This window comes from Spirosoma knui (genome assembly GCF_054780635.1).
Map to the genome: position 1 here is coordinate 343583 of NZ_BAAGVY010000001.1, position 26970 is coordinate 370552.

The window sequence follows — 26970 nt, forward strand, 5'->3', positions numbered from 1 at the left end:
CAAGGCTATTGTCTTCATTTAATGGCTATTAGCGCTTATAGTGCCGAAGAATACTCTGTGTCAGCACCTGGTATAGCTCCGACAACTGCGGATGCTGACCAAGCACAGTGAGGTGGTTCTCAATGGTCGTCAGGTCCCCTCGCCGGGCCGGGCCGGTCTGGACAGTAGCCGGGTTATCGGCCGCCAATCCTTTACGGATCGTTTCCTGAATGAGCGGACGTAACAAATCAAACTCTAACCCGTTTGCCGTAACCAGCTCATGAGCAATGGCAAGCAAATGGTTGGTAAAGTTACAGGCAAATACAGCGCCAACGTGTAGCAAACGGCGCTCTTCGGACGTAATTAAGTAAACCGTATCGCTTAGCTCCTGGCCAAGTTGAACCAGTAGGTCCTCGGTTGTTTTGTCGGACGCTTCCAGGCAAAGCGGAATCTCATCGAATACCATAAACGGTTGCCCTTTTGTGAACGTCTGCAACGCGTAGAAAACGCCGGTCTGAACCGGAATATCACTATAAATCGCCATCCACTGCTCCAGAGCGTAGAGTGATTGGCTGCCTGAGGTGTGCACAAGAATGGCCTCTTCGGGTAGCACGAGCCGGGAGCAGACGCTATCGAGCGTATCGTCTGGAACGGCCAAGATAAACAGCCGTGAGGGACTATCGGCAAAATTCAGGTCGGAATGAGTGTGCGCATCGTATAAGTTGCTGACCAGCTGACGCGCGTGTTGGAGTTGGCGGCTGTAGACTTCGTTGATGTGGTGGCCAGCACTTTCGAAAGCCGGAGCCAGATGCCAGGCAAGATTACCCGCGCCAATAAATGAAATTTCCATCGCCAAGTATAAGCGTTTTTTTGCCAGGTAGATACGTAGTAACCGCTATGCCTTGCTGAACACTACGTATCTATAGAACAGGACGTACCGGATCGGAAACACAGGCCGTTTTTTCAGCTTGGCATGAGCTTCTGAGCAGATACTTCAGCTTAACTGAATAAATTATATAGACTAAACAGAATCGGCAAGTCTGGCCGCTTCGTCGGGGTGAATGACCTACGCTCAGAATTAGCAACAAAAACCAGGGGTTCTGGTTCTTCTGCATACGAATTGAAGAGCGGGGTATCCGATTTATCTCCTCAACGAATCTATACTCAACGCGACGATTTTTGATAGTTACTCAATATGGACACTGTAGTTGTTACACTATATGGCTTAACATTACTCCTTTTGTTCCTGTACAACTGCGGTCAACTAAGCCTGATTATTATTTACCTGCGTTCCGTACGAAAGCGACGATCCGCGATTCGACTGGCCGACATAAATGCACCGGATACATTGCCGCGAGTGACGGTGCAGTTACCGGTTTATAACGAACTCTACGTCATAGAGCGCCTGATCGATGCGGTTGTTCTGCTACGTTACCCGAAAGACAAGCTCGATATTCAGGTTTTAGACGATTCGACGGATGAGACGGTCGACATTATTGCCGCTAAAGTTGACGAATACCAACGTCAGGGTTTCGATATAACCCACGTCCGTCGGCCGGAGCGCAAAGGGTTCAAGGCGGGGGCGCTGGCGTATGGGCTTGAGTTTGCCAAAGGGGAGTTTATCGCCATCTTCGACGCTGACTTTGTGCCTGATCCGGATTTTCTGCTCAAGACCGTACCGCACTTCAACGATCCCAAGGTTGCGATTGTACAGACTCGCTGGGAGCACCTGAACGAGGATTTTTCGCTGATGACTCAGCTACAGGCGTTTGGCCTGAACGCCCATTTCACCATTGAGCAAAGTGGCCGGTACGCAGCTGGTTTCCTGGCGAATTTCAATGGAACGGGGGGCGTATGGCGAAAAACAGCCATTGCCGATGCCGGTGGGTGGCAAAGCGATACGTTGACCGAAGATCTGGACCTGAGTTACCGCGCGCAGTTGCGGGGCTGGAAGTTTGTGTATCGCGAAGATGTAGGCTCACCCGCCGAACTACCTGTGGCGATGAACGCCATCAAATCGCAGCAGTACCGTTGGATGAAAGGCGCTGCCGAATGCGCCCGTAAACTGTTTGTTCGGGTACTCCGGACACCGGGCGTATCGTTTATGATGAAGTTGCACGCCTTTTTTCACCTGTTTAGCAGCGCTACGTTCATTCTGGTGCTTGTTCTGGGCGTAATGAGCGTACCTCTCATTTACATTCGGAGTCAGCACCCCGAATGGGAGCGGGTGTTTTATGTGATCAACCTTTTCCAGTTCAATTTGCTCATTCTGCTTTCCTTCTATGGCATCCCATTTTTGCTGCTGAAGCGCGAAAGTCCGGCCAAAATCGGATGGTATTTTCCAATGTATTCGTCATTAATGATGGGACTATCGCTGCACAATACCATTGCTGTGATCGAAGGATATATTGGCCGTAAAACGCCTTTCGTCCGGACGCCAAAATTCAACGTAACGACCGCAAAAGATAGCTGGGCCGCCAATAAATACGTCAGCCGACAAGTGAACTGGTTAACCGTGCTGGAAGGGATGCTGGCGCTGTATTTTCTGGGCGGACTGGCGCTGGCTTTTTATATCCATGACTTCCGGATGTTTTTCCTTCACATCATGCTGATGGTGGGTTTCGGGATGGTATGCGCTTATTCGCTGGTTCACGCCCGACGTCGGTTCGCCGTGGCGGGTGAGTGAACACAACATAACACCATGTGTACTATATACTTGCTTGATTTACAACGCATCAACGCGGACAAACTCGTAGGATTTGCTACGCATTTCGGTGATGAACGTATCCAGATGCTCGTAAAGCTTATCGGTGCGGGCGGGTGCGGTTCCAATATGCATTAACAGAAAAAAGCCGTTCAGACCAGTTGCGCTCTTTTGCTCATACGTACGAATGGACTGGAGAATGGTGGCGCTGCTGCGGTAGTTACGCGCTTCGGGCGTTGTGTAGTCCGCGTGGCTAAGCGTACCGGGTGTATAATTGATCAGCGTTATGCCTTCTGTCCGTGCCCAATGAGCAATGCTATCGTTGTACCACTCGTACGGGGGTAAAAACAGGGAAGCGTTACCCAATTTGATGCCGAACGGAGCTAGCGCAGCATAATTAGCCCGTAAGTCAGCAACGAACTGATCCCGGCTGACGAGCAAACTGTCGCGCTTTTGCCAGTCGCAGTACAGCAGGTGCTGATCCGAATGCGGGCCGATGTAATGACCGTCGCGGTGTAGTTGCCTGACAAGCGCCGTAAACGCCGGGTTGCGCAGAAAACGACCGGTCAGAAAAAAAGAAGCCCGGACACCATGCTTCTTGAGGGTCCGGGCAATGTGTTGGCCACCGTCGGCGTATTCGTCGCCGGTAAAGACTAGGGCAATCCGTCGGGCTGTCGTGTCACCGCGGATTTTAGCCCCTTTAAAATACGTTGAAAAGCGATGGGATGCTGCCTGCGGCTTCTGGTGTGGGCTCAGCTGCTGACTCAGCTTAGCGCGTTGACGAACGGGCTTTGTGTTACGTGGGGCGGGCTTGGCCGAAGGACGGTTCTCGGCTTGCTTGGCTGCTAACAGGTAAATCAGCGAAGCGGTACCATCCATAGTCGGCTCGTTGGTGCTGTAGTCGCCGTAATCATCATGATACACCGCTACGTCGCTCTGAAACGCGGCATATTCGTCGGGTTCATGAAGCGTTATCGCAATCAGGTTTTTGTAAATGCTGGTGCGCACGGGTCCATCGACCAACCCACCGTCAATAGGGTATTGTTTCAGATTGGTAAAAGCCGAATGCGGATCGGTCGGGGTATCGCCCCCCGCCGGAAGCCCATAAACAAAGCTGGTGCCCCACGGATTGCAGCCAAACAACCAGTCGAAATTCGCCTGTTCAAAGGCCGCATACCGCTGATCGCCGGTGAGTTGCCGGTACCAGAAACACTGCGTGGCAAAGGACGTAGTCAGGTTGTTGCTGCACCACACAAACGGCACCCCCCGATAAAACGCGTTTTGTTTGGCGCGTTGCCAGACGACCTCGATGCCCTGTTTGTAAAAATCGGTGACGGTCTTCCGTTCCTTAGCTGGCAACCGCTTGGCCAGCTCAGCGTGGCCGACATTCACAAAGGGATACCACTGATAATGGCGGGCTGTATCGTTCAAAATCCAGGGCGTAACTGGCTCCTGCCGGGCAAAATCCAGTGCTCTGTTCAGGCCGGTCTGCGCCTGCTGGCCCGTTGCGTTGGTCGCATTAAGCTGTTCGACGGTCGCCAGCTCCATGTCGTCGGTATAGTTGTCTTCTTCGTAAAAGTAAGGGGCGCGACCCGGTGCGGTCTGGCAGTTACCCGGCTTTTGCAAGCCCAGTTGATACGCTGATTTCGATCGCTTTAAGAGCTTATCGGCGTAATCCGGCTGCCGGTCTCGCCAGAGTTGGTAACCCAGAGCCAAGGCACTGCTCACTTTTCCCGCCGTCGACGCGACGCCCGTAGCCCGGTTCTTGTACTTAAACATGCCCTGTGGCTGACCGCTGGCGAAGTACACCGGACGTTCAAATCCTTTGCCGTAGAAGTTATCTTCTTTCGGAATCCGCATACGGGCGTGGTCCCGGTCGTCGCCAAGCTGATTGAACAGCCACTCGTCGGTGGGGTGCATTTTCAGGAGCCAGTCGAGGCCCCAGCGCGCTTCGTCGAGCACATCCGCGTGGCCGTTGCTGCCCGCCAGACCGTTTGCCTGGTGCTGATCCCCGAAGGCAGCTGGGAAGTCACGGGCGGCAGCCAGCAGGTGATAGGCCGCATTGGCCGAGGTCGTTACGTATTGCAGGTAATCGGATGCGTCGTGCCAGCCACCCGATGCGTCAATATGAGTACTGTCGGGCATGGGTCCATACAACGTATAGCCATCGTGCGTGTGGCAGGAATCTTTTAGAAATGGGTTGAATCCACTACGTTGCTGACGCATGTACCGCAGGCAGAAATCAGCGGCTCCGTCGTACACATCTTCACCGATGCGAACGAGGGGTGAACGAACCCCTTCGACGGTACGTACGTAATAGCGGCCAGGCCGACGAAAGGCCGAAAAGTCGAGTCGGTAACTTTGCCGGAATGGGCCGTAAGCACCAAACGAGCGTCCGGCTTTACCTGACCAGACCACCTGATTCGTTTGTTCGTCAACCAGTTCAAAGCGGCTTGTGGTCTGATCGGTCAGACTTCCCCAGACAGCAATTTTCGGACTATCAGGCCGGTAACCCAGCAGATTGATACGAATAACGGCTGACTCATCGGCGCGGCTCAGGAAAGCCGCCAACCCAATCACCAGCGTTATCAGGGCAAGAAGACGAATAAACATAATACGTAATGAGAAAACGGCATTTTCGGGACAAGGTAGAAAAAAAGCGCATGTGCGGAAACAACAGTATTTTAGCGAGTGTGAGCTTTTTTTTGGGATTATCACTACGTAATCAGCCTGCCTGAGCCCGCAGCCAGGCTTTAAGTTGAACCGGGTCTGTCAAGGTCTTGACCAGATTACGTAACGACTTTGTGCTCTTCTTCAGGGTGTTAATGTCCGCATTGAGCGATTGCTCAAGCTGGGTCATCGATGTACCGGCTGGGACCGGTTTGCCCAGCAGACGCTCCAGTCGATTTGTTGACTCGGCCAGCGTTTGCGTCAGCTCATCTACCTGCTGCTGCAAAATCGCGTTGTAGTAGCGAAGCTGATTGTCGGCCAGCTTTTCCAGGTGACGTTCGTCGATGTGATCTAACTCCAGTTGAAGCTGAAGCAGGGCCAGTAGATTGCTTTTTTCGTAGGCTTCGGTTACGCGCTGCATAATGGTCGTTTTCCGGAGCTTTTCGGCTTCATTGGGCTCCCAGTCGGGGTGAAACGCTTTCACGAGATCGACGTAAAGCGTCCGTACAGCTTTAGTACTATTCTGTTCCTCTGCCTGAATCCGGGCTTCCCGCTTTTGCTGGCGTGCCGATGTGAAGTGCGTTTCGGCTGATTCGGCTGAGGTCTTCTGCTCGGATTGCGATTCTTCCGAATACGTATACCGGTCAATACGTTCGCTGGTCTTCTTACGGCGGTCCGATCCGGCATGGGTATATTTGTCGAGAATCGGCTGTAGCTCATCCAGCCCGTGTTGCCTGATAAGTTCTTCAGCCAACTCACGAATCAGTCCGGCTAGTTTTCGCTGCTCCGGCCGGCTGGTTTCGGGGCGGTCATGGGCCCGGTCGTATAACCTGACAAGTCTGGCACGGTGTTGGTTGTAGGTAGCTAGCAAGGGCTCGTATTTGGCCATTATGCGTTCCTGAACGGTTTGGGCAAGCTGGCGAATAGTTGCCAGTTCCTCGTCTAGCTGGCTAATCTGCTCTGTAAGCCGGTTGAACGCCTTCTGGTATTTCGAGAGTGGGGCCTGATTGCTGGCAGAAGAAAGAATGCGGACGAGCTGAGACGACGGCATGACTTATGTCTTTAATTTAACCCAAATGGTTTCCAAATGGAGCACTTAATTTGTAATTTTACTCTTCCTACTATCCGTAAACTGTCTTTATTTGCAGAAAATCTACCTTTTAAAAAATCTATCAAGTTATTAGACGATTGGCCTGATATTGGCCGTTTGATAGAAGAACAGACCGTACGCTACTAATACTGAACCCGAAAGTACCCCTAATGGTGAACCCTTACTTTGTTCACAACTTCGTTGCCAGCACTCAACTTTACGTCGTTAACAGGTTGCCAATCGTATCCGTTGGTTGGTTGATGCCGGTTTGCTGGCTATTGCTGGGCCTGGGCGTTACGTTCGGACAGGACCCGCAAACGCCGACGCCTAACCGGCGCGGAGCTACCGGTCGACGTCAGCAGGCAGCCGCCGATTCAGCCAGAGCAGAAGCACGTCGGCGTGCTGTTATGCGCGCTGATTCAATCAAGCAGGCTGTTCAGGAACGTAACGATAGCATCCGGGCGGCACGTAGTGCCAATCGTCGGCCAACCGTTAACTGGCCCGACCGGCGCGCCACGCGATTCTCAGAACGACCGTCTAAGTCTCCGTTTATTCTCCGTGACCCGAAAGGGGTGTCAACCGACTTCCGGCTCGACCCGGAGGGGCGTGTTGCGGTTACCGAACGCGTTCGGGCGGGGGTATCATTATCGGGTGCCCCTTTACCGAATAGCGTACAGGGACGGTCGCCGATTGGCGTACCGGGCAGCACCACCACAACGCCCGGCTCACCGTTTCCCGATGCGGCCGCTCCGAGCACTACGCCACCGGGTACTATCTCGCCCGGCATACCCGCACCGGGTTTGGCTTTGCCGCCCTCGCAGTATGGTCTGCCGTACCGACCCGCCGAAACAATTCCATTTTCGACTTATAATCAGCTTCAGAACCAGCGCGTTGAGCAAAGTCTATGGCGCGAATACGGGGCTCGGCGGGATGGACAAAGTGCGATTAGCGGCCGTGGTCTGGCTCCTAAGCTGGAACTGCCGCCCATTATCGACCGGCTGTTCGGGGGGAGTCAGGTAGACTTTAAACCCAACGGTTTTGTCACGCTCGACTTTGGTTATCTCTACCAGTTTATCGACAATCCAGTTATTCCCGTTCGGCAGCGCCGAAACGGGAATTTTATATTCAACGAGCAGATCAGTATCAATTTTAACGGTAAGATCGGCGAGAAACTAGGCGTACTGGCGAATTTTGATACTAAAGCCGCCTTCAACTTCGAGAATGCCTTAAAGGTGAACTACCGGCCGGGAGGTGGCCTACCGGCGTTAGGTTCTGGCCAGGGGCTGCCGAATTTGCCTAACCTGCCCAGCGCTCCCGACCTGCCGGGTGTTCCCGGCGTAAACGGGACAACACCCGGCCTACCCGGCTTCACCCCGCAGAACGAGAGTATCCTACAGGGGCTCGAAGTAGGAAATATTAGCTGGGCGGTAAATAGTCAGCTGATTCCGGGTGTACAGAACTTATTCGGTATCAAAACCCAACTGCGGTTCGGTCGCCTGAACGCTACGGTAGTGGCTTCACAACAGCGTTCCCGCAAGGCCGAGATTGTATTGCGCGGAGGCACTTCGAACCGCCCGTTCGAAATTCGGGCGGACCAGTACGACGAAAACCGGCACTTCTTCCTGTCGCAGTTCTTCCGGGCGCGGTACGAGTCATCCCTGCGTTCGTTGCCGCAGGTAACGTCGGGCATCAACGTAACTCGCGTGGAAGTCTATGTGACGAATCGAACCAACACCACCGAGTCGCTACGTAACATTGCCGGGTTTCAGGACCTGGGCGAAGGCAATCCATATAGCCAGCAGAATCCGGCGGTTCAGCCTTTCTCGCGGAGTAACCTGACGCCAACGGCCAATGCGGCCAATGGCCTCTTCGAAAAACTAACGAGTAACTCCACCAACCCTTTTCGACAGGTTGACCGGGCTAACGACGTCCTGACGAGCACGTTCAATCTGGCGAAAGGAACCGACTACGATCTGCTCAGGGGCGCCAAACGGTTAACGGATCGTGACTATAAACTTCAACCCGAACTCGGCTATATTTCGCTGGTAACGCCCCTGCGTAACGACGAGATCCTGGCCGTAGCCTACGAGTACACCTACCAAGGTCGACGGTATAAAGTAGGGGAGTTGACGGAGGATTATCAGGCTCGTCAGGATAATGAAGTGCTGGTATTGAAGCTGTTGAAATCAGCCACGTTACGTAATAATCTTCAGTTGCCGATGTGGGATCTGATGATGAAAAACATCTACTCGCTTAATACAGCGCAGATTAGTCGGCAGGGTTTTCAGTTACGGATTGTTTATAAGGACGACATTACCGGGATTGATAACCCCAACTTACAGGAAGGGCGACGTGTGCAGAACCGTCCGCTGGTGCAGGTGTTCAACATGGACCGGCTCAATCAACAACTGGACGCGCAACCGGATGGCAATTTCGACTACGTGGAAAACATAACGGTCGATAGCCGGTTCGGGAAGATAATTTTCCCGGTGCTGGAGCCATTTGGGTCATATCTGGATCGTCAGTTTGATCCCGACGAAACCAATCTGAAATCTAAATACGTCTTCAATCAGCTATACCGCACCACGCTGGCCGATGCTCAGCAGGTAGCTGATAAGAACAAGTTTTTCCTGCGGGGATCATTCCAGTCCGGAAATGGTCAAGAAGTGGCTTTACCTTATGGCGTTAACGAGCAATCGGTGCAGGTAACCGCGGGTGGCGTACCGCTGATGGCGGGTCAGGACTACGTGTTCGAAAGCCAGACGGGGCGGCTACGCATCACCAACGAAGGGGTTACCAACTCGGGCCGCGAGATTCGCATTAGTTATGAACAGCCGGATTTATTTCAGAATCAGATCCGGTCACTGATTGGAACCCGTCTGGATTATGCCATCAACCGGGACGTAAGCGTTGGGCTGACGGCCATGCACATGAAGGAAACCCCGGCGGGTTACCTGACGCGCGTAGCCATTGGCAACGAGCCGGTTAACAACACCATTCTCGGCGTTAACGCCAGCATTCGGAAAGATGCGCCGGGCCTAACGCGTCTGCTGGATAAGCTGCCCATTGTCCAGACCAAAGAACTGTCGACAATTCAGTTTACAGGCGAAGTGGCACAACTGTTTCCGGGGACAAACCAGCGCGCCCGCAGCGACAGTTATCTCGATGACTTTGAGGCCGCCCGGACCATCTTCGATTTAACCCGTCAACCTACTCGCTGGCGACTAGGCACTACCCCGCAGCAGTTCCCGCAGGGCTCATTCCAGAACCCACTCGAATCGGCCTTTAACCGGGCTCGTATTTCCGTCTATTCCGTCGACCCGAGTTTGTATACGCCTGGTTCGCTGGGCGCGGTCTCGAACGTTGACCCCGATGATGCTAATGCGCACGTCTACGAGCGGTACTTCCTGCCGACAGATCTGTTTCCTGGCCGGTCGGCGCGCCCCGTGCAGCTGCCCGAAAGCATTCTGGACGTATCGTACTTCCCGAGTGAGCGGGGGATGTACAACTACAACCCCAACCTGACGGCAGCCGGTTTGCTCCCGAACCCAAGACGTAATTTTGGCGCGGTAACCCGCGCGATTGCATCGGATATTGACTTCGATAATGCCAACGTCGAGAACGTTACGTTCTGGCTGATGGACCCGTTTGTACCGGGGGAGGCCGGAAAAATTCGGGCAGGTACTGGTGCCGGTCAGATCTTCGACAATACCGGTCGTACGCAGGGCGGTAAACTGGTTTTTAACCTAGGCGATATTTCAGAAGATGTTATTAAAGACAGCCGATACCAGTTCGAGAACGGCTTTAACAACGTAGATTCGACAAACCGCCAACTGGGTACGGAAACAACCGCCTGGGGTCGCGCGCCCTTGCAGCAGTTTGTTACCAATGCGTTTCAGAGTGGTCTGCGCGACCAGCAGGATATTGGTCTGGACGGACTCAGCAGCCGCCAGAACGCCGACCCGGCGACGAGCGAGCAGCAATTCTTCCGAGATTACCTGAACACCGTCCGGACGCGGGTAACAGACCCCGCAGCGTTGGCTGACATTGAGCAGGACCCCTCAAACGACGATTTTAGATTTTATCTGGGCGAAGAGGCCGATCAGCAGAAATATATTGTGGCGCGGTACAAGCGGTTCATGGGTATGGAGAACAACTCGCCCGAAAATGTATCGGCAAGCCAGTTCTTAACTCCGGCCTCAACCACCTTGCCCGACATCGAGGACCTGAACATCGATAATACCATCAACGACAATGAAGCGTATTACGAGTATGAAATTGATCTTCAGCCCGGTAAGCTGGAGGTAGGGCAGCGGTACATCGTGGATAAAGTATCGGTGCCAACACCCGGTGCGCCCGGTGGAGTTGTTACGTGGTATCAGTTCCGGATTCCGGTTCGGGAGCCGTTGCGTAAAGTTGGGAGCATCAATGGCTTTAAGTCGATCCGATTCATGCGGATGTACCTGACCGATTTTGCCGATCCGGTTGTCCTGCGCTTCGCCCAGTTACAGATGGAGGCCAATCAGTACCGGAAGTATACCGGTGACCTGACCCAGCGCGGCTTGCAGGAAGTTCCCGAGCCGTACGACGCTAACTTCACCGTTTCGACAGTCAATATCGAAGAAAACAGCGGAGCCGATCTATCGACTCAGGGGGGCAGCAAATACGTGTATCAGGTACCGCCGAACTATGAGCGGGACCGCGACTTCACGCAGGTGAGTACCGTTCAGCTGAACGAACAATCCATGCGGTTAAGCGTAACGAACCTCCGCGACGGCGATTCGCGGGGCGCTTTCCGAAACACGAACTTTGACCTTCAATTCCGGAAGCAGCTAAAAATGTTCGTGCACATGCACAATCCGGATAACGAAAGCGGTCAGGTGTCGGCCTTCGTTCGCCTGGGTACGGATTATACCGACAACTATTACGAAATCGAAATTCCGCGTCTGCGCGCTACGCCCGAAGGAAATCGGTCTGCAGAAGAAGTATGGCCGGTGGATAATGAACTCGACCTTGCGCTCGAGGAATTGATCAATCTGAAAGCCGATCGGAACCGCAACCTGAGTCGGCGAACGTCGCTGCCCTTCTCGCTCTCGTCCGCCAACGGACGCTATATCCTGACGGTAGTCGGTAACCCGGATTTAAGTTCGGTGCAGTCGATCATGATTGGCGTGCGGAACCCGAAGATTCCGGGTGATGGCGAGCGGGCGAAGACATTTACGATTTGGGTGAATGAACTCCGGGCCAATGGCTATGACCAGCATGCCGGGATAGCCGCCATTGGTGCGCTGAACATGAAACTGGCGGATCTGGCTACAGTCACCGCTTCGGGCCGCATCACGACCTTCGGCTTCGGAGGTGTACAAACAAAAATTGGCGAACGATCCCGGGAAACAACATCAGAGTTCGGGTTGTCGTCGGCGATTTCGGTGGATAAGTTTATGCCTGCCAACTGGGGGCTGCGCATTCCGCTGTACGTAAACTACGATCACCGGAATGTTGATCCGCACTTTAATCCGCTTGATCCCGATACGCCCCTAGAAACGTCGTTGTCGACCTTACCCGAAGGGCTTGAGCGCGACAACTACCGCCGATTAGTGCAGGACAACACCACCCGGCGCGGGTTCAATTTCTCGAATGTTCGGAAGGTAAAGGTGAATCCAAACGCCAAAGCGCACTTCTGGGATATAGAAAACTTTGCGTTTACGTATGCGTTCAACGACACCAAACGGACGAACATCTTAACCGACGAATATCTGCAGCAGCAGTACCGGGGCGGCATTGCCTATACCTATGCGGCCCAGCCGAAAGCGTTTGAGCCGTTCCGAAATAAAGCTTCCTTCGAGGCTCCGTATTTACGTTGGCTCAAAGACTTTAACCTGACATTGCTGCCCTCACTGGTGTCGATTCGTACGGACCTAGACCGCAGCTTTGTTAAAACCCAGCTTCGCTCTTCGGATCTGACTACCAACGGGATTATACCCCAGTTTGAGAAATATTTCCTCTTTAACCGGTATTACGACCTGACCTGGAACCTGACGCGCAGCCTGGTGCTTACGTACCACGCGCAGGCGAACGCAGTCATTGATGAACCGGCGGGCGACATTAACACCAAAGCCAAACGGGATTCAATCGTCAACAGCCTGAAACATTTGGGGCGAATCAAGAATTTTGTGCAGGACATTAAGGCAACGTATCGACTGCCGCTGGACAAGATTCCGCTGCTCGACTGGATCGCTGCCGACGCTGTGTATGGCGTAGGGTATCAGTTCCAGGCAAACTCATTCGGTATTGCCGATACGCTTGGCGTGCCATTTGGGAATGTACTACGTAATAATCGGGAGCGAGGTATAACTGGCCGCGTCGATCTGATCCGGTTGTATAACAAAATTCGATACCTGCGCTTTGCAAACACACCAGCCCCCGTTCGGAAGAACTTTGCCCGAAACCCCGGCGACATTGAAGAGATTGAACGTGGGGAAAGTAAGGTGCTGAAGAACTTTACACGGGCTCTGCTGACCGTTCGTGGAATCAACTTCTCGTACACGGTGCAGGAATCTACAATTCTGCCGGGCTTTCTGCCGACGCCAAAATTCTTCGGACTCGATCAGAACAACGCGCCTGGTCTCGGCTTCGTACTGGGCAGTCAGGAGCGAACTATTCAGGAGCGGGCGGCCAGCAAAGGATGGCTCACGCCGAGTACAGTTTTGAACACGGCTTTCCAGCAGAGCTTGTCGAAAAACTTCAGTGCGCGAACAACGCTGGAACCGTTCAAAGATTTCCGGATGCAGGTCGAGTGGCGTCTGACTCGTACGGATGCGTATCAGGAATACTACCGGCCAGGGGCGCTGGGTGGACCTTTCGAAACGCAGTCGCCGGTACGTAACGGCCAATTCAACATGTCGTTCTGGTCGTTCCGTACTGCCTTCATCGGCTTACGGGATAACAATACGTCTCCAATTTTTGACAAGTTTGAGAGTTATCGTCAGTACTTCATCGATAAACTCACAGCGGCCAATCCGGAAAAGCGGGGAACGTACGACAACCGGTCGCAGGATGTTCTGATTCCGGCCTTCTTCGCGGCTTATAGTGGTCAGCCAAAGGAAAAAGCGCAGCTTTCGCCATTCTACAACTTCCCGCTGCCCAACTGGCGGATCGACTACAACGGTTTGTCAGGGCTTAATTTTATTCGGAACCGGTTCAGCGCGTTTACAATTACGCATAGCTATACTTCGAACTATAGCGTCGGTAACTTTATTTCGAACCTGGAATATGGAGCCGCTTACGTCAATTTATCGGTGCAGGGCTACCCGATGGCAGCTTCTGTGAATCAGCTTAATCAGTTCATTCCGGTATTTGCGATGAGTACCATCACCATGTCGGAGAAGTTTGCGCCGATGTTGGGCGTTCAGTTCCAGACCAAGAGCCGGATCAGCGGGCGGCTGGAATACAACCAGAGCCGCGACGTAGCGCTGAATCTGTCGAACGCGCAGGTAGCCGAACTGACCAACAAAGACTTAACGGCCTCGGTTGGTTTCACCCGGCAGAACGTCCGGATTCCGTTCCGGATCAACGGTGCGTATAAACGGCTGAAAAACGACCTGACCTTTTCCTGTAACCTGACGTTACGTGATACCCGCGCTATTCAGCGGAAGCTGGACGCCGAACAGATCGTGACCGCTGGTAACGTGAACTTCCAGCTGCGTCCGCAGGTGAGTTATATCGTGAGCCGTCGCCTGAACTTCAACTTCTATTTCGACCGTACGTTTAACGATCCGCTCGTGTCGAACTCGTTCCGCCGGGCTACTACGTCGGGTGGCGTTCAGGTGAAATTCAACCTGGCCGAGTAGGTTCTCGATTCCCCACTAACATTTTTTCAGGTTCATGGTTGATTACAGAAACGCTTTCCTGTAATCAACCATGAACTACAATCAATTAGGGAATACCGGCGTACTGGTGTCGGAGATCTGTCTGGGTACGATGACGTTTGGGGGTGAAGGCCATTGGAAGGCCATGGGTACGCTCCAGCAGGACGCCGTAAATGACATCGTGAAGACGGCTGTTGACAACGGCATCAACTTCATCGACACGGCAAACGTCTACTCGTTTGGTCAGTCGGAAACGCTGCTAGGGCAGTCGATAAAATCGCTGGGCCTGTCGCGTGAGGAATTGGTTATTGCTACCAAAGTAAGAGGCCGGATGGGACCCGGCAAAAATCAGGTGGGCTTAGGCCGGTTGCAGATCATGCAGCAACTGGACGACAGCCTGAAACGCCTGCAACTGGATCATGTCGATCTGTACCAGATTCATGGATTCGATGCCATTACACCCCTTGAAGAGACCATGCGTGGGCTCGAAGACGTAGTACGTAGTGGCAAGGTTCGCTATATCGGCTGCTCGAATCTGGCGGCCTGGCAGGTGATGAAAGCCAACGGTATTGCCGATAAATACGGCTGGTCGAAGTTCATCTCGACGCAGAACTATTACTCCATCGCCGGGCGAGATCTGGAGAACGAGCTTGTGCCGATGGTGCAGGATCAGGGTATGGCCATTCTGCCCTGGAGCCCGCTGGCTGGTGGATTCCTGTCGGGCAAGTATACCCGCGACAACAAACCTGCCGACGACTCGCGTCGACTCGCGTTCGATTTTCCGCCCGTTAACCAGGAAAAAGCCTACGACATTATCGACGCCATGCAGACGATTGCCGAAGCGCATGGCGTGTCGGTAGCTCGTATTGCGCTGGCCTGGGTGCTGGCCAAGCCGGGGGTAACCAGCGTGATCATTGGCGCGAAAAACACCGATCAACTGCTGGACAACATCAAAGCTGCTGAACTGAGTTTAACCACCGAGCAGCTCACCGAGCTTGATGCCATCAGTGCTACGCCTAAACCGTATCCGCAATGGATGATCGAACGCCAGGGAAATGATCGGCTCGCCCCCGCTAACTTCGCGCCGAGTCAGCCGACAACCGCGGCCAAATAAGGTAACCGTCTACAGAAGCGCTAAGAGAATACTGCTTGCAAATCCGGTGGCGGGTACCGTATTTTGTAGATACAAACTAATTCCCCCATAATGAATTTTCCCGCAGAACTGAGTTATACGCAGGACCACGAGTGGATTCGACTGGACGAAGACGGTACCGCCGTTATTGGTATTACGGACTTTGCTCAGCATGAGCTAGGCGACATTGTCTACATCGATGTAAATACCGTTGGCCAGTCGCTGGGTAAAGGCGATGTGTTCGGGTCGGTAGAGGCCGTGAAAACGGTATCTGATCTATTTCTGCCCATTGAAGGAGAAGTGCTGGAACTGAATACGGCCATTGAAAAATCGCCTGAACTGCTCAACAGCGATCCTTACGGTGAAGGTTGGATCATTAAACTAAAGCCAGCCAATCCTGACGATAAGGATGGCCTGCTGACCGCCGACGCCTATCAGGATCTGGTGGGTGCCTGATGCATATCCGTCAATACTAATCAAGGCTCCGGTAGGGGCCTTTTTTTTAGAACTTCCTCATTCAATGCCTCTTTTTACAAGGAAAAGGGCAGTCATTTATGCAACTTCTGATCCGTTCCGCCCGTATTGTTGATAGCGCTTCGTCGTTTGATGGGCAAACAGGTGATATTTTTATTGAAAACGGTCTGATTCGTCAGATTGGCCAAAACCTGAGCGTTGACGAAGGGACTCGCGTTCTGGACGTACCAAATCTGCACGTATCGCCAGGCTGGGTTGATATGCGGGTGTTGGCCCAGGACCCTGGCTTCGAGCATAAAGAAGATTTAACCAGCGTTTGTCAGGCGGCCGCAGCGGGGGGCTTCACCGACATTGCCGTATTGCCGAACACCTCACCCGTTATCGACGCGAAGGGCACGCTCGGCTACGTACGCCGAATGGCCGAAGGCCAGGCAGTACGTGTCCACGTAATTGCCGCCATCACTAAGAAAGCCGCCGGGGAGGATTTTACGGAGATGATCGACTTGCACCAGGCCGGAGCGATTGCGTTTTCGGATGGTACTCATCCTCTACAAAACCCTGATCTGCTGCTCAAAACCTTGCAGTATCTTCAGCCAATAAACGGTTTGCTGATGAACCGCCCCGAAGAAATGCTCCTGACTCGGTTTGGGCAGATGCACGAGGGCGTTCAGAGCACGCTGCTGGGGCTTAAAGGAATGCCCGCGCTGGCCGAAGAGCTCATGGTCGAACGCGACCTTCGCCTTCTCGACTACGTACTGGGTAGCGGTCAGGATGCCGGGTTTACCCAGAATAAGAGCAGTGCGCCTTTGCCATCGGCACTCCACTTTTCAACGATCTCGTCGGCTCGGTCGGTCGAACTGATCCGTCAGGCCAAAGAAAAGGGAATGCCGGTCAGTTGCGACGTAGCGGCTCATCAACTGGTGTTCGATGACTCGGCGCTGGCTGGCTTCGACACCAATCTGAAAGTAAACCCACCCTTCCGCAGCTCCGACGACGTAGCTGCCCTCTGGGCGGGGCTGGCCGACGGCACTATCGATGCCATCGTGTCTGACCATTCTCCGCAGGATGCAGAAAGTAAGAACCTCGAATTCGATCAGGCGGAGTTTGGAATCACTGGACTCGAAACGGTATTCAGCGCGGTGATGACCCACAATCGGGATTTATCGCTGACACAAATTATCGATGCCTTAACGACCCGGCCCCGGCAGATTCTGCGTTTACCGACCGTTCATATCGCCGAGGGGCAGCCCGTTAGTCTGACCCTATTCGATCCGGCTGGAAACTGGGACTACACACGTACACAGTCAAAATCTGTTAATTCTCCCTTTTTAGGCCAGACACTCACTGGCCGTGTTATCGGAACGGTGCATCAAGGGATGCTTATTCATACTTCATGAAAGCCATTATCGCTTATTTCAGCCACCCCCTGTTAAAGATCCCGCTGCTGGCCGGATTGATTACGGGCGTGTTGTGCTTTGGTTATTTTCTGGCGTTATACGCCCTCGGCATACCTGCTTTAGGGAATATCCGGGTGCTTGACTTCGGTATCCACATTATCGTCATGATTGGCACGATATGGTATTATCGAAAAACGATTGGCCAGGGCCGGATGCACCTTTGGGAAGGTATCACCATCGGATACGTATTGAATACCGTAGCGGCTCTGATCACCGGCTGGCTTATTTACCTGTTTGTGACCCAGATTGATCCGGGTGTGTTCACGGAGTACGTCGCCAACTCGAAGAAACTACTTTTGGAAGGTAAGAAACAGATTGTCGATCAGTTTGGGCCGGAAACGTTTCAGGACCAGTGGAGCAAGGTGAGCACCATGCAGCCCGGCGTTTTACTGCCCGATGAATTGACCAAGAAAACGGCGTTGGCTGTATTGCCCGTTCTGATTATATCGCTCATCTTCCGTAAGCAAGACTATAGTGTCTTAAACCCCTAACCGATTATGAATGATACACCATCTACAGCTCGCGTTGCGCTTAAGTGGGGACTGATCACCGGGCTTGGCCTGGTTGTTTACTCCATTATTCTGTACACCCTCGACCTGACGACCATTCCCTGGCTAGGGGCTCTGATCTACGTACTGCTGATTGTCGGCCTGATACTGGGTATGCGGGAGTACCGTTCCGCTAACGAAGGGTATATGACTTACAGCGAGGGCCTGACCGTGGGGGCGCTCCTGTCAGCAATTGCCGGATTTTTGTCGTCGGCGTTTTCTGTGTTTTACACAACCATCATCGATCCCGGTTTTCAGGAAAGGCTGTATGACCAGATGCGCGAGCAGATGGAGGAACAGGGCAAGCTGTCCGATGAGCAGATTGACAGCATGATGGAAATGACCCAGAAGTTCCAAGGCCCGGGCATCACGTTTTTCTTTGGTATATTCTGGTTCGTCCTGGTTGGGGTTATTCTGTCGCTGATCATTGCTGCGGTTATGCGTAAAAACAAGAATAATCCGTTTGATTAACAACAGGCGTGCTGCTAAGAAGATGCTACGTAGGCATCCGCAGGTAACGTACTGATACGTATTGATTGATCTTACCTGACTACCGTGCTGGCTATCTTTCGCAAAGAAATTAATCAGTTCTTCTCGTCGCCCATCGCCTATATTATCATGGGCGTATTCCTGACAGCCGTAGGGTTGCTATTGTGGGTGTTTCCGGATACGAGTCTGCTCGAAAACGGATACGCCGATATGGGCACATTTTTTAACCTGACGCCCTACGTCATGCTGTTTTTAGTGCCTGCCATTACCATGCGTTCGATTGCTGATGAGGTCCGGTCGGGCACCCTCGAGTGGCTGTTGACAAAGCCCGTCAGCCGGTGGGGCGTAGTGGCCGGTAAGTTTCTGGCGAGCTGGCTGCTGGTAGTCCTGACGCTGCTGCCAACGCTGGTCTATTACGTTACGCTCTATCAACTCGGCACTCCGGCCGGCAATATCGATTCGGCAGGTGTTTTCGGCTCCTACATAGGCTTGATACTCCTCGGCGGAGTGTTTGTCGCCATTGGTTTGTGGGCTTCGTCGCTCAACGACAATCAGGTTGTTGCGTTTGTCCTGGGCGTATTTTTCTGCTTTCTGTTTTACGTGGGGCTGAGTGCACTGGCTGGCTTATTTGGAGCAAGCGACGTTGGTTATTACGTATCGTATCTGGCTTTGGATGAACAGTACCGTGCGTTAGGACGGGGGCTGGTCGATTCGCGGAATGTCGTTTATCTGCTTAGCCTGATGATTCTCTTTATCCTCTTAACTGCTAACCGGCTCAAGCCATGAATACCCGCCTTATTGATAAGACAAAATTGGTTTACTACCTGGCCGTAGGCTGGACAATCGTTCTGTTTATCGGCTGTTCGCTACCAGGCAATGAGTTACCTGACCTATCGTCGAACCGCGATAAGTGGGTGCATATTGCCATATTTCTGCCGTTTGGCCTACTGTGGCGCGTAGCGGGGCGGCCGGTTGCTTGGGTGTTTATTACCGGGGCCCTTTATGGGTTGCTGATCGAGATCTGGCAGGGGATAATGCCCATCGGCCGCTCCTGCGATTTGTACGACGCCCTGGCCGATGCGGTCGGAACCGTCGTTGGAATCGGCTTAGCCTGGGTGCTGGCCAAATCCGTAAAAATATAGGGTTGTTACGTCAGTAGAACGCTCAACTACGCAACAACCCTGTTGAGTTTGGTCAGGCTCGGTACCGACTCGACTGTCGAATCTGCTGAGCAAGCGTTAGGTTTACAGAAAGAGCTACCTTTATATGTCGTAGGTAAAGGCTTTTCGGAGAACCTCCAGACTTTTGGGAACGGCTACATTAGGGTCTTCTTTGCCTTCGAACTCTAACGATACAAACCCTTTATAATTCGCTTTCTGGAATATTTTGCCGATCCGCGGGTAATCCATGTCCTTATCATGAAAAGTACCCCCGCCATAATACGTTTTTGCCTGAACGATGGTGGCATAAGGCGCTAGTCTTTCGAGTCCGGCGTACGGTTCTCCGACAAAGTTGCCTGTATCTACGTTCAGTCCCATAGCGGGTGAACTCTTCAGTGCATCATAAATCCGGAGTAGATAATCGGTGTTAGAAGACAAGCCCCAATGATTTTCTAAAGCCAGGGTTACGCCCGCCTTTTCCGCATAGGCCAGGCATTCGCCCATGCCTTCGATGACCCATTTAATGCCATCTTCATCGGTATAACCGGCAATAGGCGGTTCGATACCTGTCTGATAATAGTCCGTTTTAATCTTGTTTTTCACCGTGCCCCAGCTTCCGGTATTCATCCGAACGCAGGGAATACCCATCTGGGTAGCAATATTTATGCATTTGACCGTGTGGGTAATATCCGCTTTACGCTTATCCGCGTCCGGCTGAAGGAAATTCTGGTGAATCGACAAGAGGGGGAGGGCAAGTCCGCTATCCAAAGCCATTCGCTTCAATTTATTTTGATACGCGATGGATTCGTCTGCCATTTGTCTGTGCAGGACTTCAACGCCGTCAAAACCCAGCCGGGCCGCTTCTTCAATCACCTTTTCAATGGGAAACTTCTGGGGCGTGAAATGCCAGTACGAATAACTGGAAACACTGATCGGAATTCGGCGGGTGGCGGTTGTCTTCGGTTTTGCTTCGACGTTCGGAGATTGTTCCAACAGCAAAGCCGTTCCAAACAAAGATGATTTTTTGAGCCATTCCCGCCTTGAATTAGTATCAGAACTAGGCATAAGTAGTAGATAGTTAAGGGTTGACGTAAAGCGATTCAAGCTACTTAAAGTTTAAGTAGAATGGATAATCTCCTATAAATTTTGAATACGGCAATCGTGATGTGCGTACTTTATACTACGTAACAAGGAGAGAATTCTGACCGATGACAAAGAGGACGGGTTAAAAGCGATCACGTTCCTGATTTTAAATGGATTGGATCAACGGCTCTCTACTCGCAGTTCCAGTACATTGCTCGGATTAACTTACTTACGAAAGTTTGCGTAACCTATTTGTCTCAAAAACGTTGTAACCTCTTTAGCTAAACTTTTACAGCCGGTAATTACGTCCAATACGCTCACGCATGGCTAAAATCAGGGCTGTAGGCTAAATGTCATTATTAACCCAAGGAGGTTTAGGAAAAAATCACCAATTTGACCGCTCAAACCATTGATTGTTATGCACATTGGATTTATTGGCTTAGGCAAGATGGGATTCAATCTCGTCAGTAATTTAGTCCGTCACGGTCACACGGTTGTCGGCTATGACATTAACGAGACTTTGGTCGAAGCCATCAAAACAGAAGGCGCACAGGGCGTTACCTCATTGCAGGACCTGTACAATGCCTTGCCCGAAAAGCGTGTTTTATGGCTGATGATTCCGGCAGGTCCGCTTGTCGATAACGTAATTGAACAACTCCTGCCCATTATGCAGGCGGGAGACGTAGTGATTGACGGTGGTAACTCGCATTACCAGGATTCGGTACGTCGCCATACGTACCTGAAAGAAAAAGGAATCGGTTTCCTGGACTGCGGTACCAGTGGCGGCATTAGCGGGGCGCTCAACGGGGCCTGCACGATGGTAGGCGGAGATGCGGACGTAATCGAGCCGCTACACCCTGTGTTCCGGGATATTTCGGTCGAAGACGGCTACCTCTATACCGGTCCTGCGGGTAGTGGTCACTTCACGAAGATGGTGCACAACGGTATAGAGTACGGCATGATGCAGTCTATTGCCGAGGGATTTGAAGTATTACAGAAAAGTCAGTTTCCGTTCGACTTCGCGGCCGTTGCTAAGATGTGGGGGCACGGATCGGTGATTCGGGGCTGGTTGATGGAGCTAACCGAAAATGCCTTCCGGAAAGACGCTAAGCTGGACGAAATCAAAGGACGGATGTTCTCGTCGGGTGAGGGCAAATGGACGCTTGAAACGGCGCTCGACCTCGGCGTACCGACGCCCGTTATTGCGCTTTCGCTGATCATGCGCTATCGGTCTTTGCAGGACGACACCTTCACGGGTAAAGTGGTTGCTGCACTCCGGAATGAGTTCGGCGGCCACGCGGTTGAGAAAAAATAATTTAATTGTATCAAGGTTTCATTCAATCTTCTTATCTTTTCATCGTTCTTTAGAAAGGGAAGGGTTTAGGCAGTTTCGATTGTCCTCCATAGCGCAATCGAAACAGTCTGAACCCTTCTCTATGTTTCTCATAAACCGTATCCGCTTGTATGAAAGTATTAGGCACTATTCAAGACCCCATTTTCCGGGAAAAACGCTACAACAGGATTGAGCAGTTTTTTTTACGCTACATCAAGGATGAGCGGGATCTGCCGTTTGTGTTCCTCTCGATTCGTATCAGTCTAGTGTTGATTCCGCTGAGTGTGCTTTTGTTTATGCCGTTTGTAACGGGCTGGGTCTGGTGGACAGTAGCTGCCGTTCACTTCTATGTCAGCAATTTTGTTTTTAAAGGACCTTTCGGTTTAATGCTGCACTGCACTAGCCACCGGCCATTTTTTAAACCGGAATACGGCTGGATGAATAATTATCTCCCCTGGATTGTAGCGCCGTTTTTTGGGCATACGCCGGAAACCTATTATAGCCATCACATTGGCATGCACCATCCGGAAAACAATCTGGAAGATGACGAAAGCAGCACAATGGCTTACCAGCGGGACAGCTTTCGGAGCTTCCTGGCCTATTTCGGGCAGTTTTTCGTGCGAGGTGTCCATGACCTGCTTACGTATCTGCGCTGGAAGAAACGGCCGAAGCTCGCTAAACGCGCCTTGATTGGTGAGATCACCTTTGGTATTATCTGCCTCGGACTGCTGTTTATAAACTGGCCTGCCACGGTACTGGTATTCCTGCTGCCGCTATTTATTTATCGCTTCATTGCCATGTTGGGCAACTGGACGCAGCACGCCTTTGTGGACTTCGAAGATCCGGGCAATGCGTATAAAAACAGCATTACGTGCATCAACGTCAAGTACAACAAAAAATGCTGGAACGATGGCTACCACATCAGCCACCACGTCCGCCCGGCGATGCACTGGACCGAGCATCCCGTCTTTTTTCAGAAGACACTCGATAAATACGCACAGAATCAGGCCATTATCTTTGACGGACTAGACTTTTTGCAGGTGTTTTTCCTGCTGATGCGGGGCCGGTACGATAAACTGGCGCATAACATGGTCAACGTAAACGGTACGTTCGCGGACGATGCCGATGCCATTGCCTTGCTGCGTCGGCGCACCCAACGCATCGTCGTCGCGCAACAGGTTGAGTTGGTTTAATACGTAATACCAAGTAGGGTACTTAGTTATAGGCTCCATCGACACGAGCCTCAATAATTCGTTGTACCTCAGTTGGTACGTTCGACAGAAAGTCGAAGCCCGTCAATTGTTCGATTGCATCAACGCTGGTCAGATAAGCCCGCCAGGGTTTATCGGCTGCGGATTGATTGTTGGGAATCATAACGGCAAGGACACGCGTGTTCGTTGATACCCGCGCGGCATCGTTCGAACCCGTTGGCAATACGACCATAACTTTCCAGAGCGTGGCCGGAACGGTCAATTTCCCGTTGGCCAGTGACTCCACATAGCCGTTCTGTCCGGTGCCTCCCGTTCCGGCGGTACCGGCAATTACGTATACTTCATTACCGCCCGTAGTTAGCTGGCGTTCGTAATCTTCCAAGTTTTTCCAGACTTCCCGGTTGTGGCGCGGAGCTTGTGGCACGATGTTGGTTAGAAGGAAGGTGGTAGCATTGTCTTCCGGTGAACCATCACGGTCGTCGGAAGGGCACAGGTGGCCCCGGTCAAAGCCCGTGTTTGTGTAGTCGGACGTCCGAACGGCGTACCAGCCGCTGGGTAGGGTAGGGTCAGGGCGAAAGTCGTTGGTTCGTCGGCTGTCACCTTTCCAGGCCGGGCTCAAATGCCAGCTTACCCAGTTCGCGATGCCCCGCTGGCGGTTGTAGGATAGGGCGTAGGCTGATTTTGTGAGCAGGTAATTGGCTGGGTCACTAACCGACGCTCTACTTGGATTACCCAACGTTAGATTGTCATCGCGCGTTGGTTCGGTTGAACCCGTACTTGCTGTTTTGGGCGTAGCAACGGGAGTGCAAGTCTGGATAAGTAACCCAATGCCTACAGAAAACGCAATAGTTTTAATTGTATGACCGATATGAATTGATTTTACTGACATTCTTACGGAACTTTACATCAAGTAAACTATCTAATAACTACTTTGTCTACCAAGATAGTGAGTAGCTGCAAAATTGACCTAAAATAAACAGAGTTCTCCGCTGTCATGGCCAAAAAAAAGCAACCAACCGGTCCCGGCCCAGAAAAACCTCGCCCGGTGGCCCCTAACCCTGCTTTATCTTCAACTACTGCTTCTTCCCGTACCAGTTCAGCCCGTGCTGCTGAAGCCGTTATGCGCCCACCCACGCGCCCAACGGCAGCAAAATCAGCCGACACGACCTCTTCATCCGATTTGCCGATCGATGAACGGACGGTGTTATGGTGGCCACCGGTGCTGCTGGCCCTTCTGGGGGCGTTGTTGTACGTCAATACGTTCGGCCACCAGTACGCGCTGGACGATATTGCGGCAATCGGGCAGAATTTATTCGTGAAAAAAGGTATCGCGGGTATCCCTGATCTGCTACGAACCGAATTCTGGCATTTCAGTAATATTTCGCTGGGGTACTATCGGCCTTTATCGCTGATTACGTTCGCTTTAGAGCAGGAGTATTTTAAGGACAATCCGAACATCAGCCACATGATCAATGCTGGTCTGTACGGACTGACCGGGCTGGTAACAGGCATCCTGTTGCAGAAATGGCTGCCGAATCAAATTATCCTGGCTGTACTGATTGGTGTAGTGTTTATGGCGCACCCACTCCATACGGAGATTGTCGCCAATATTAAGGGACGGGATGAGATTTTGAGCTTCCTGTTTATCGCGCTGATGCTATTAACGTATTGGCGCTATCTGGAAACAAAGCATTGGGCCTGGATTGTGGCCGCCTGCGTTTCGCTTTATCTGGCGTTTCTATCCAAAGAATCCTCAATTGTTAGCTTAGCCTTGATTCCGGCTATGCAGTACTGGTTTGCACGTCGGAACCTGTGGCAGTCGCTTATTAGTTTGTGGCCGTTCCTGATCGTTGCTGCTCTGTTTTTCTACCAGAAAAAGGTGATGATCGGCACACTTAGCGGTAATCCACCCGTTGACTGGGCGAACTATCCGTACGCGATCGAGAAAACGCAGAAGTCGACGATGTTCAAATTTTTTGAGTACTATCTGCGCCTGCTGATCTTACCCCATCCACTCGTCTATGACTACTCGTATAACGTAATTCCGTCGGGCAGCAAAGGCGATTTGTTGACGTGGGCTGGCTTCTTTACGTTGGTAGGGATGCTATGGCTTACCTGGAAAGGCTTTGTGAAACGGACGTTGTGGGGCTTTGGTCTGTTTTGGTTCTTTGTAACGATGACACCGGGCTTGGGCTTCATCTGGTTGCGGGGCGGTATCCTGGCCGAACGCTTTACGTATGCTGCAGTAATGGGCTTTGCGTTTGTCCTGATCTGGGCGTTACATAAATTGCTGGTTCGCAATCCGGAAGATGGTAGTAAGCCGCTGCTGGTTCGGTATGGGGCATTGCTGGCCCTGATGGCCGTTGTTACCGGACTGTACTCGTTCAAGACGGTGGTACGTAACCGTGATTGGGAAAATAACTTCATTCTCTTTAACTCGGCTTTGCCTTACGCACCGAACAGTTGTCAGGTTCAGCGGCACGTAGCCAACGAGTGGATTGAAAAGGGGCTGAAAGATCGGGCGAAAGCCGATTCGATCGCCAGCGTTACTAATGCGATTAAGCCGAAGCCGTCGATCGAGCAAATCAAGAAAGCGCAGGTGCTGATTGACACCAACATTGCCCATGCGAATAAGCACGGCCGCTGGGCGCTTGATCACTTGCAGGAGTCGACCCGTATCTATCCAAACTTCGGCGAAGCGTACTTCTCCATGGCGTACGTATTCCAGAAGATCATACCGAACGTAGACTCGGCTAAGCATTATTACAAGCAAACCATTCGGGCGGCTTCGGCGTACGCGCCGGCCTACAATAACCTTGGCGTTATCTATCAGGGAGAAGGCTTTACGCAGAACAACCGGCAGAAACTTGAGCTTGCGTCGTATTACTACAATCAGTCGATGATTGTGAATCCGGCGTATCAGGATGGACGTAATAATCACGCGAATCTGCTGAAGGCTACGGGGCTTGACGTCAGAACCTTACCTGATTCGATCATCAAAAAATACTAAGCCAACTCTATAGTCAAAACCCCGACCCTGATTACCAGGGTCGGGGTTTTTGTTGTTAGGAGCCGATTCGGAAATTTGCTGAGAAGTAGCGCTACCGGGTTTGAAGCAACGCGCGTAACGCTTCTTTGTTGGCTTCCGACTCAAAGATAGCGCGTACCGGAATTGAGAAGTCGGGCAGGGTTAAGGCCTTGATTGTGTCGTTGAGATGAAAATTGCCAACGGCGTCGAAGGCCATAAACTCTTCATCCAGTTGGAACTGTTCAACGGTTTGACGAGTAGGGTCAACTAGCCAGTATTCCCGAACGCCATGAGCTGCATAATCCTCATATTTAATTCCCCGGTCGCGTTTAGCGGTCGCTTTCGATAGAATCTCGACGACCAGATCTGGAGCCGGGTGCTGCATGGTGTCGTCAGTAAATGTATCGGCCACTTCCTTCCGCCAGTAACAAATATCCGGCTCATAGTCGTTGCGTGTAAGCGTAACCATCGCTTTCTCAATGTCAACTTCCCCTAGATCGTAAAATTGCATGTAAATACGTAATAAAGTGGCTAAGTTGCCACTCGCCCGTAGATGACGACGTTTAACGGGTGAGTGCATGATGACCTCACCATTGATGAACTCGGCCTTTACCTCATCCGTAAGCCACTCATAGAACTCCTGCCGACGTTTTTTCTCGTCGTCAAGCATGGCTTGAACCCGGTTGATGATCAGTTGAGCATCGGGTGCGTCAAGGAGTTCAGCAATTAATTCGTCGGCCATGA

The 26970-nt window shown here is 52.1% G+C and carries 18 protein-coding genes; 12 read left to right on the plus strand and 6 right to left on the minus strand.

Going from position 1 to position 26970, the window contains the following annotated elements:
- Positions 1-28 precede the first annotated feature (28 nt).
- Positions 29-829, minus strand: coding sequence for a Rossmann-like and DUF2520 domain-containing protein (locus ACYVIY_RS01425; RefSeq protein ID WP_460974460.1), 801 nt, complete (start codon positions 827-829; stop codon positions 29-31).
- A 345-nt stretch (positions 830-1174) separates the two neighbouring features.
- Between ACYVIY_RS01425 and ACYVIY_RS01430 the strand changes: the two genes are divergently transcribed.
- The gene (locus ACYVIY_RS01430; protein WP_460974461.1) at positions 1175-2665 is read left to right on the plus strand and encodes a cellulose synthase family protein; all 1491 of its coding nucleotides are present in this window, start codon (positions 1175-1177) and stop codon (positions 2663-2665) included.
- A gap of 39 nt (positions 2666-2704) precedes the next feature.
- On the opposite strand, the gene ACYVIY_RS01435 is transcribed toward ACYVIY_RS01430, so the two are convergent.
- Both ACYVIY_RS01435 and ACYVIY_RS01440 read right to left on the minus strand, forming a co-directional pair.
- Positions 2705-5296 carry a glycoside hydrolase family 9 protein gene (locus tag ACYVIY_RS01435; RefSeq protein WP_460974462.1) on the minus strand — a complete coding sequence of 864 codons (2592 nt, stop codon included), beginning with the start codon at positions 5294-5296 and terminating at the stop codon, positions 2705-2707.
- Positions 5297-5408: 112 nt separating this feature from the next.
- Positions 5409-6404, minus strand: a complete 996-nt coding sequence (locus ACYVIY_RS01440) for a hypothetical protein (protein WP_460974463.1) — start codon at positions 6402-6404, stop codon at positions 5409-5411.
- Between the two features lie 209 nt (positions 6405-6613).
- Between ACYVIY_RS01440 and sov the strand changes: the two genes are divergently transcribed.
- The 8 genes from sov to ACYVIY_RS01480 all read left to right on the plus strand — a co-directional run bounded on the left by sov (position 6614) and on the right by ACYVIY_RS01480 (position 19553).
- The gene (sov, locus tag ACYVIY_RS01445; protein WP_460974464.1) at positions 6614-14293 is read left to right on the plus strand and encodes a T9SS outer membrane translocon Sov/SprA; all 7680 of its coding nucleotides are present in this window, start codon (positions 6614-6616) and stop codon (positions 14291-14293) included.
- 70 nt (positions 14294-14363) lie between these two features.
- Positions 14364-15425: an aldo/keto reductase gene (locus tag ACYVIY_RS01450; RefSeq protein WP_460974465.1), complete on the plus strand. Its 1062-nt coding sequence runs from the start codon at positions 14364-14366 to the stop codon at positions 15423-15425.
- Positions 15426-15515: 90 nt separating this feature from the next.
- Positions 15516-15899, plus strand: a complete 384-nt coding sequence (gene gcvH / locus ACYVIY_RS01455; protein WP_460974466.1) for a glycine cleavage system protein GcvH — start codon at positions 15516-15518, stop codon at positions 15897-15899.
- Between the two features lie 98 nt (positions 15900-15997).
- The gene (locus tag ACYVIY_RS01460) at positions 15998-17314 is read left to right on the plus strand and encodes a dihydroorotase (protein ID WP_460974467.1); all 1317 of its coding nucleotides are present in this window, start codon (positions 15998-16000) and stop codon (positions 17312-17314) included.
- Positions 17311-17865, plus strand: a complete 555-nt coding sequence (locus tag ACYVIY_RS01465) for a DUF4199 domain-containing protein (protein ID WP_460974468.1) — start codon at positions 17311-17313, stop codon at positions 17863-17865. The genes ACYVIY_RS01460 and ACYVIY_RS01465 overlap by 4 nt, the downstream gene beginning before the upstream one ends.
- Positions 17866-17871: 6 nt before the next feature.
- Entirely contained in the window at positions 17872-18393 is a 522-nt protein-coding gene (locus tag ACYVIY_RS01470; RefSeq protein WP_460974469.1) for a DUF4199 domain-containing protein, read from the plus strand.
- Positions 18394-18477: 84 nt separating this feature from the next.
- The gene (gene gldF, locus ACYVIY_RS01475) at positions 18478-19197 is read left to right on the plus strand and encodes a gliding motility-associated ABC transporter permease subunit GldF (RefSeq protein ID WP_460974470.1); all 720 of its coding nucleotides are present in this window, start codon (positions 18478-18480) and stop codon (positions 19195-19197) included.
- Positions 19194-19553 (plus strand): VanZ family protein, encoded by a 360-nt coding sequence (locus ACYVIY_RS01480; protein WP_460974472.1) that lies wholly within the window; start codon positions 19194-19196, stop codon positions 19551-19553. Before gldF ends, ACYVIY_RS01480 begins: the two co-directional genes overlap by 4 nt.
- A 120-nt stretch (positions 19554-19673) precedes the next feature.
- Here the strand turns inward: ACYVIY_RS01480 and ACYVIY_RS01485 are convergent, their stop codons facing one another.
- The gene (locus ACYVIY_RS01485) at positions 19674-20636 is read right to left on the minus strand and encodes a sugar phosphate isomerase/epimerase family protein (RefSeq protein WP_460974473.1); all 963 of its coding nucleotides are present in this window, start codon (positions 20634-20636) and stop codon (positions 19674-19676) included.
- A 436-nt stretch (positions 20637-21072) separates the two neighbouring features.
- Between ACYVIY_RS01485 and gnd the strand changes: the two genes are divergently transcribed.
- Positions 21073-21969, plus strand: a complete 897-nt coding sequence (gene gnd / locus ACYVIY_RS01490; protein ID WP_460974474.1) for a phosphogluconate dehydrogenase (NAD(+)-dependent, decarboxylating) — start codon at positions 21073-21075, stop codon at positions 21967-21969.
- Positions 21970-22118: 149 nt separating this feature from the next.
- Entirely contained in the window at positions 22119-23180 is a 1062-nt protein-coding gene (locus tag ACYVIY_RS01495; protein WP_460974475.1) for a fatty acid desaturase family protein, read from the plus strand.
- A 22-nt stretch (positions 23181-23202) separates the two neighbouring features.
- Here the strand turns inward: ACYVIY_RS01495 and ACYVIY_RS01500 are convergent, their stop codons facing one another.
- On the minus strand, positions 23203-24087 hold the full coding sequence (locus tag ACYVIY_RS01500) for a DNA/RNA non-specific endonuclease (protein WP_460974476.1): 885 nt from the start codon (positions 24085-24087) through the stop codon (positions 23203-23205).
- Between the two features lie 105 nt (positions 24088-24192).
- Between ACYVIY_RS01500 and ACYVIY_RS01505 the strand changes: the two genes are divergently transcribed.
- The gene (locus ACYVIY_RS01505) at positions 24193-26208 is read left to right on the plus strand and encodes a tetratricopeptide repeat protein (protein ID WP_460974477.1); all 2016 of its coding nucleotides are present in this window, start codon (positions 24193-24195) and stop codon (positions 26206-26208) included.
- Between the two features lie 91 nt (positions 26209-26299).
- Here ACYVIY_RS01505 and ACYVIY_RS01510 read toward each other — a convergent pair whose 3' ends face one another.
- Entirely contained in the window at positions 26300-26968 is a 669-nt protein-coding gene (locus ACYVIY_RS01510) for a Uma2 family endonuclease (protein WP_460974478.1), read from the minus strand.
- Between the last annotated feature and the right edge of the window lie 2 nt (positions 26969-26970).

Coding starts and splice junctions, on each gene's coding strand:
- ACYVIY_RS01425 (WP_460974460.1), bottom strand. CDS start 829: ATGGAAATTTCATTTATTGGCGCGGGTAATCTTGCCTGGCATCTGGCT.
- ACYVIY_RS01430 (WP_460974461.1), top strand. CDS start 1,175: ATGGACACTGTAGTTGTTACACTATATGGCTTAACATTACTCCTTTTG.
- ACYVIY_RS01435 (WP_460974462.1), bottom strand. CDS start 5,296: ATGTTTATTCGTCTTCTTGCCCTGATAACGCTGGTGATTGGGTTGGCG.
- ACYVIY_RS01440 (WP_460974463.1), bottom strand. CDS start 6,404: ATGCCGTCGTCTCAGCTCGTCCGCATTCTTTCTTCTGCCAGCAATCAG.
- sov (WP_460974464.1), top strand. CDS start 6,614: ATGGTGAACCCTTACTTTGTTCACAACTTCGTTGCCAGCACTCAACTT.
- ACYVIY_RS01450 (WP_460974465.1), top strand. CDS start 14,364: ATGAACTACAATCAATTAGGGAATACCGGCGTACTGGTGTCGGAGATC.
- gcvH (WP_460974466.1), top strand. CDS start 15,516: ATGAATTTTCCCGCAGAACTGAGTTATACGCAGGACCACGAGTGGATT.
- ACYVIY_RS01460 (WP_460974467.1), top strand. CDS start 15,998: ATGCAACTTCTGATCCGTTCCGCCCGTATTGTTGATAGCGCTTCGTCG.
- ACYVIY_RS01465 (WP_460974468.1), top strand. CDS start 17,311: ATGAAAGCCATTATCGCTTATTTCAGCCACCCCCTGTTAAAGATCCCG.
- ACYVIY_RS01470 (WP_460974469.1), top strand. CDS start 17,872: ATGAATGATACACCATCTACAGCTCGCGTTGCGCTTAAGTGGGGACTG.
- ACYVIY_RS01480 (WP_460974472.1), top strand. CDS start 19,194: ATGAATACCCGCCTTATTGATAAGACAAAATTGGTTTACTACCTGGCC.
- ACYVIY_RS01485 (WP_460974473.1), bottom strand. CDS start 20,636: ATGCCTAGTTCTGATACTAATTCAAGGCGGGAATGGCTCAAAAAATCA.
- gnd (WP_460974474.1), top strand. CDS start 21,073: ATGCACATTGGATTTATTGGCTTAGGCAAGATGGGATTCAATCTCGTC.
- ACYVIY_RS01495 (WP_460974475.1), top strand. CDS start 22,119: ATGAAAGTATTAGGCACTATTCAAGACCCCATTTTCCGGGAAAAACGC.
- ACYVIY_RS01500 (WP_460974476.1), bottom strand. CDS start 24,087: ATGTCAGTAAAATCAATTCATATCGGTCATACAATTAAAACTATTGCG.
- ACYVIY_RS01505 (WP_460974477.1), top strand. CDS start 24,193: ATGGCCAAAAAAAAGCAACCAACCGGTCCCGGCCCAGAAAAACCTCGC.
- ACYVIY_RS01510 (WP_460974478.1), bottom strand. CDS start 26,968: ATGGCCGACGAATTAATTGCTGAACTCCTTGACGCACCCGATGCTCAA.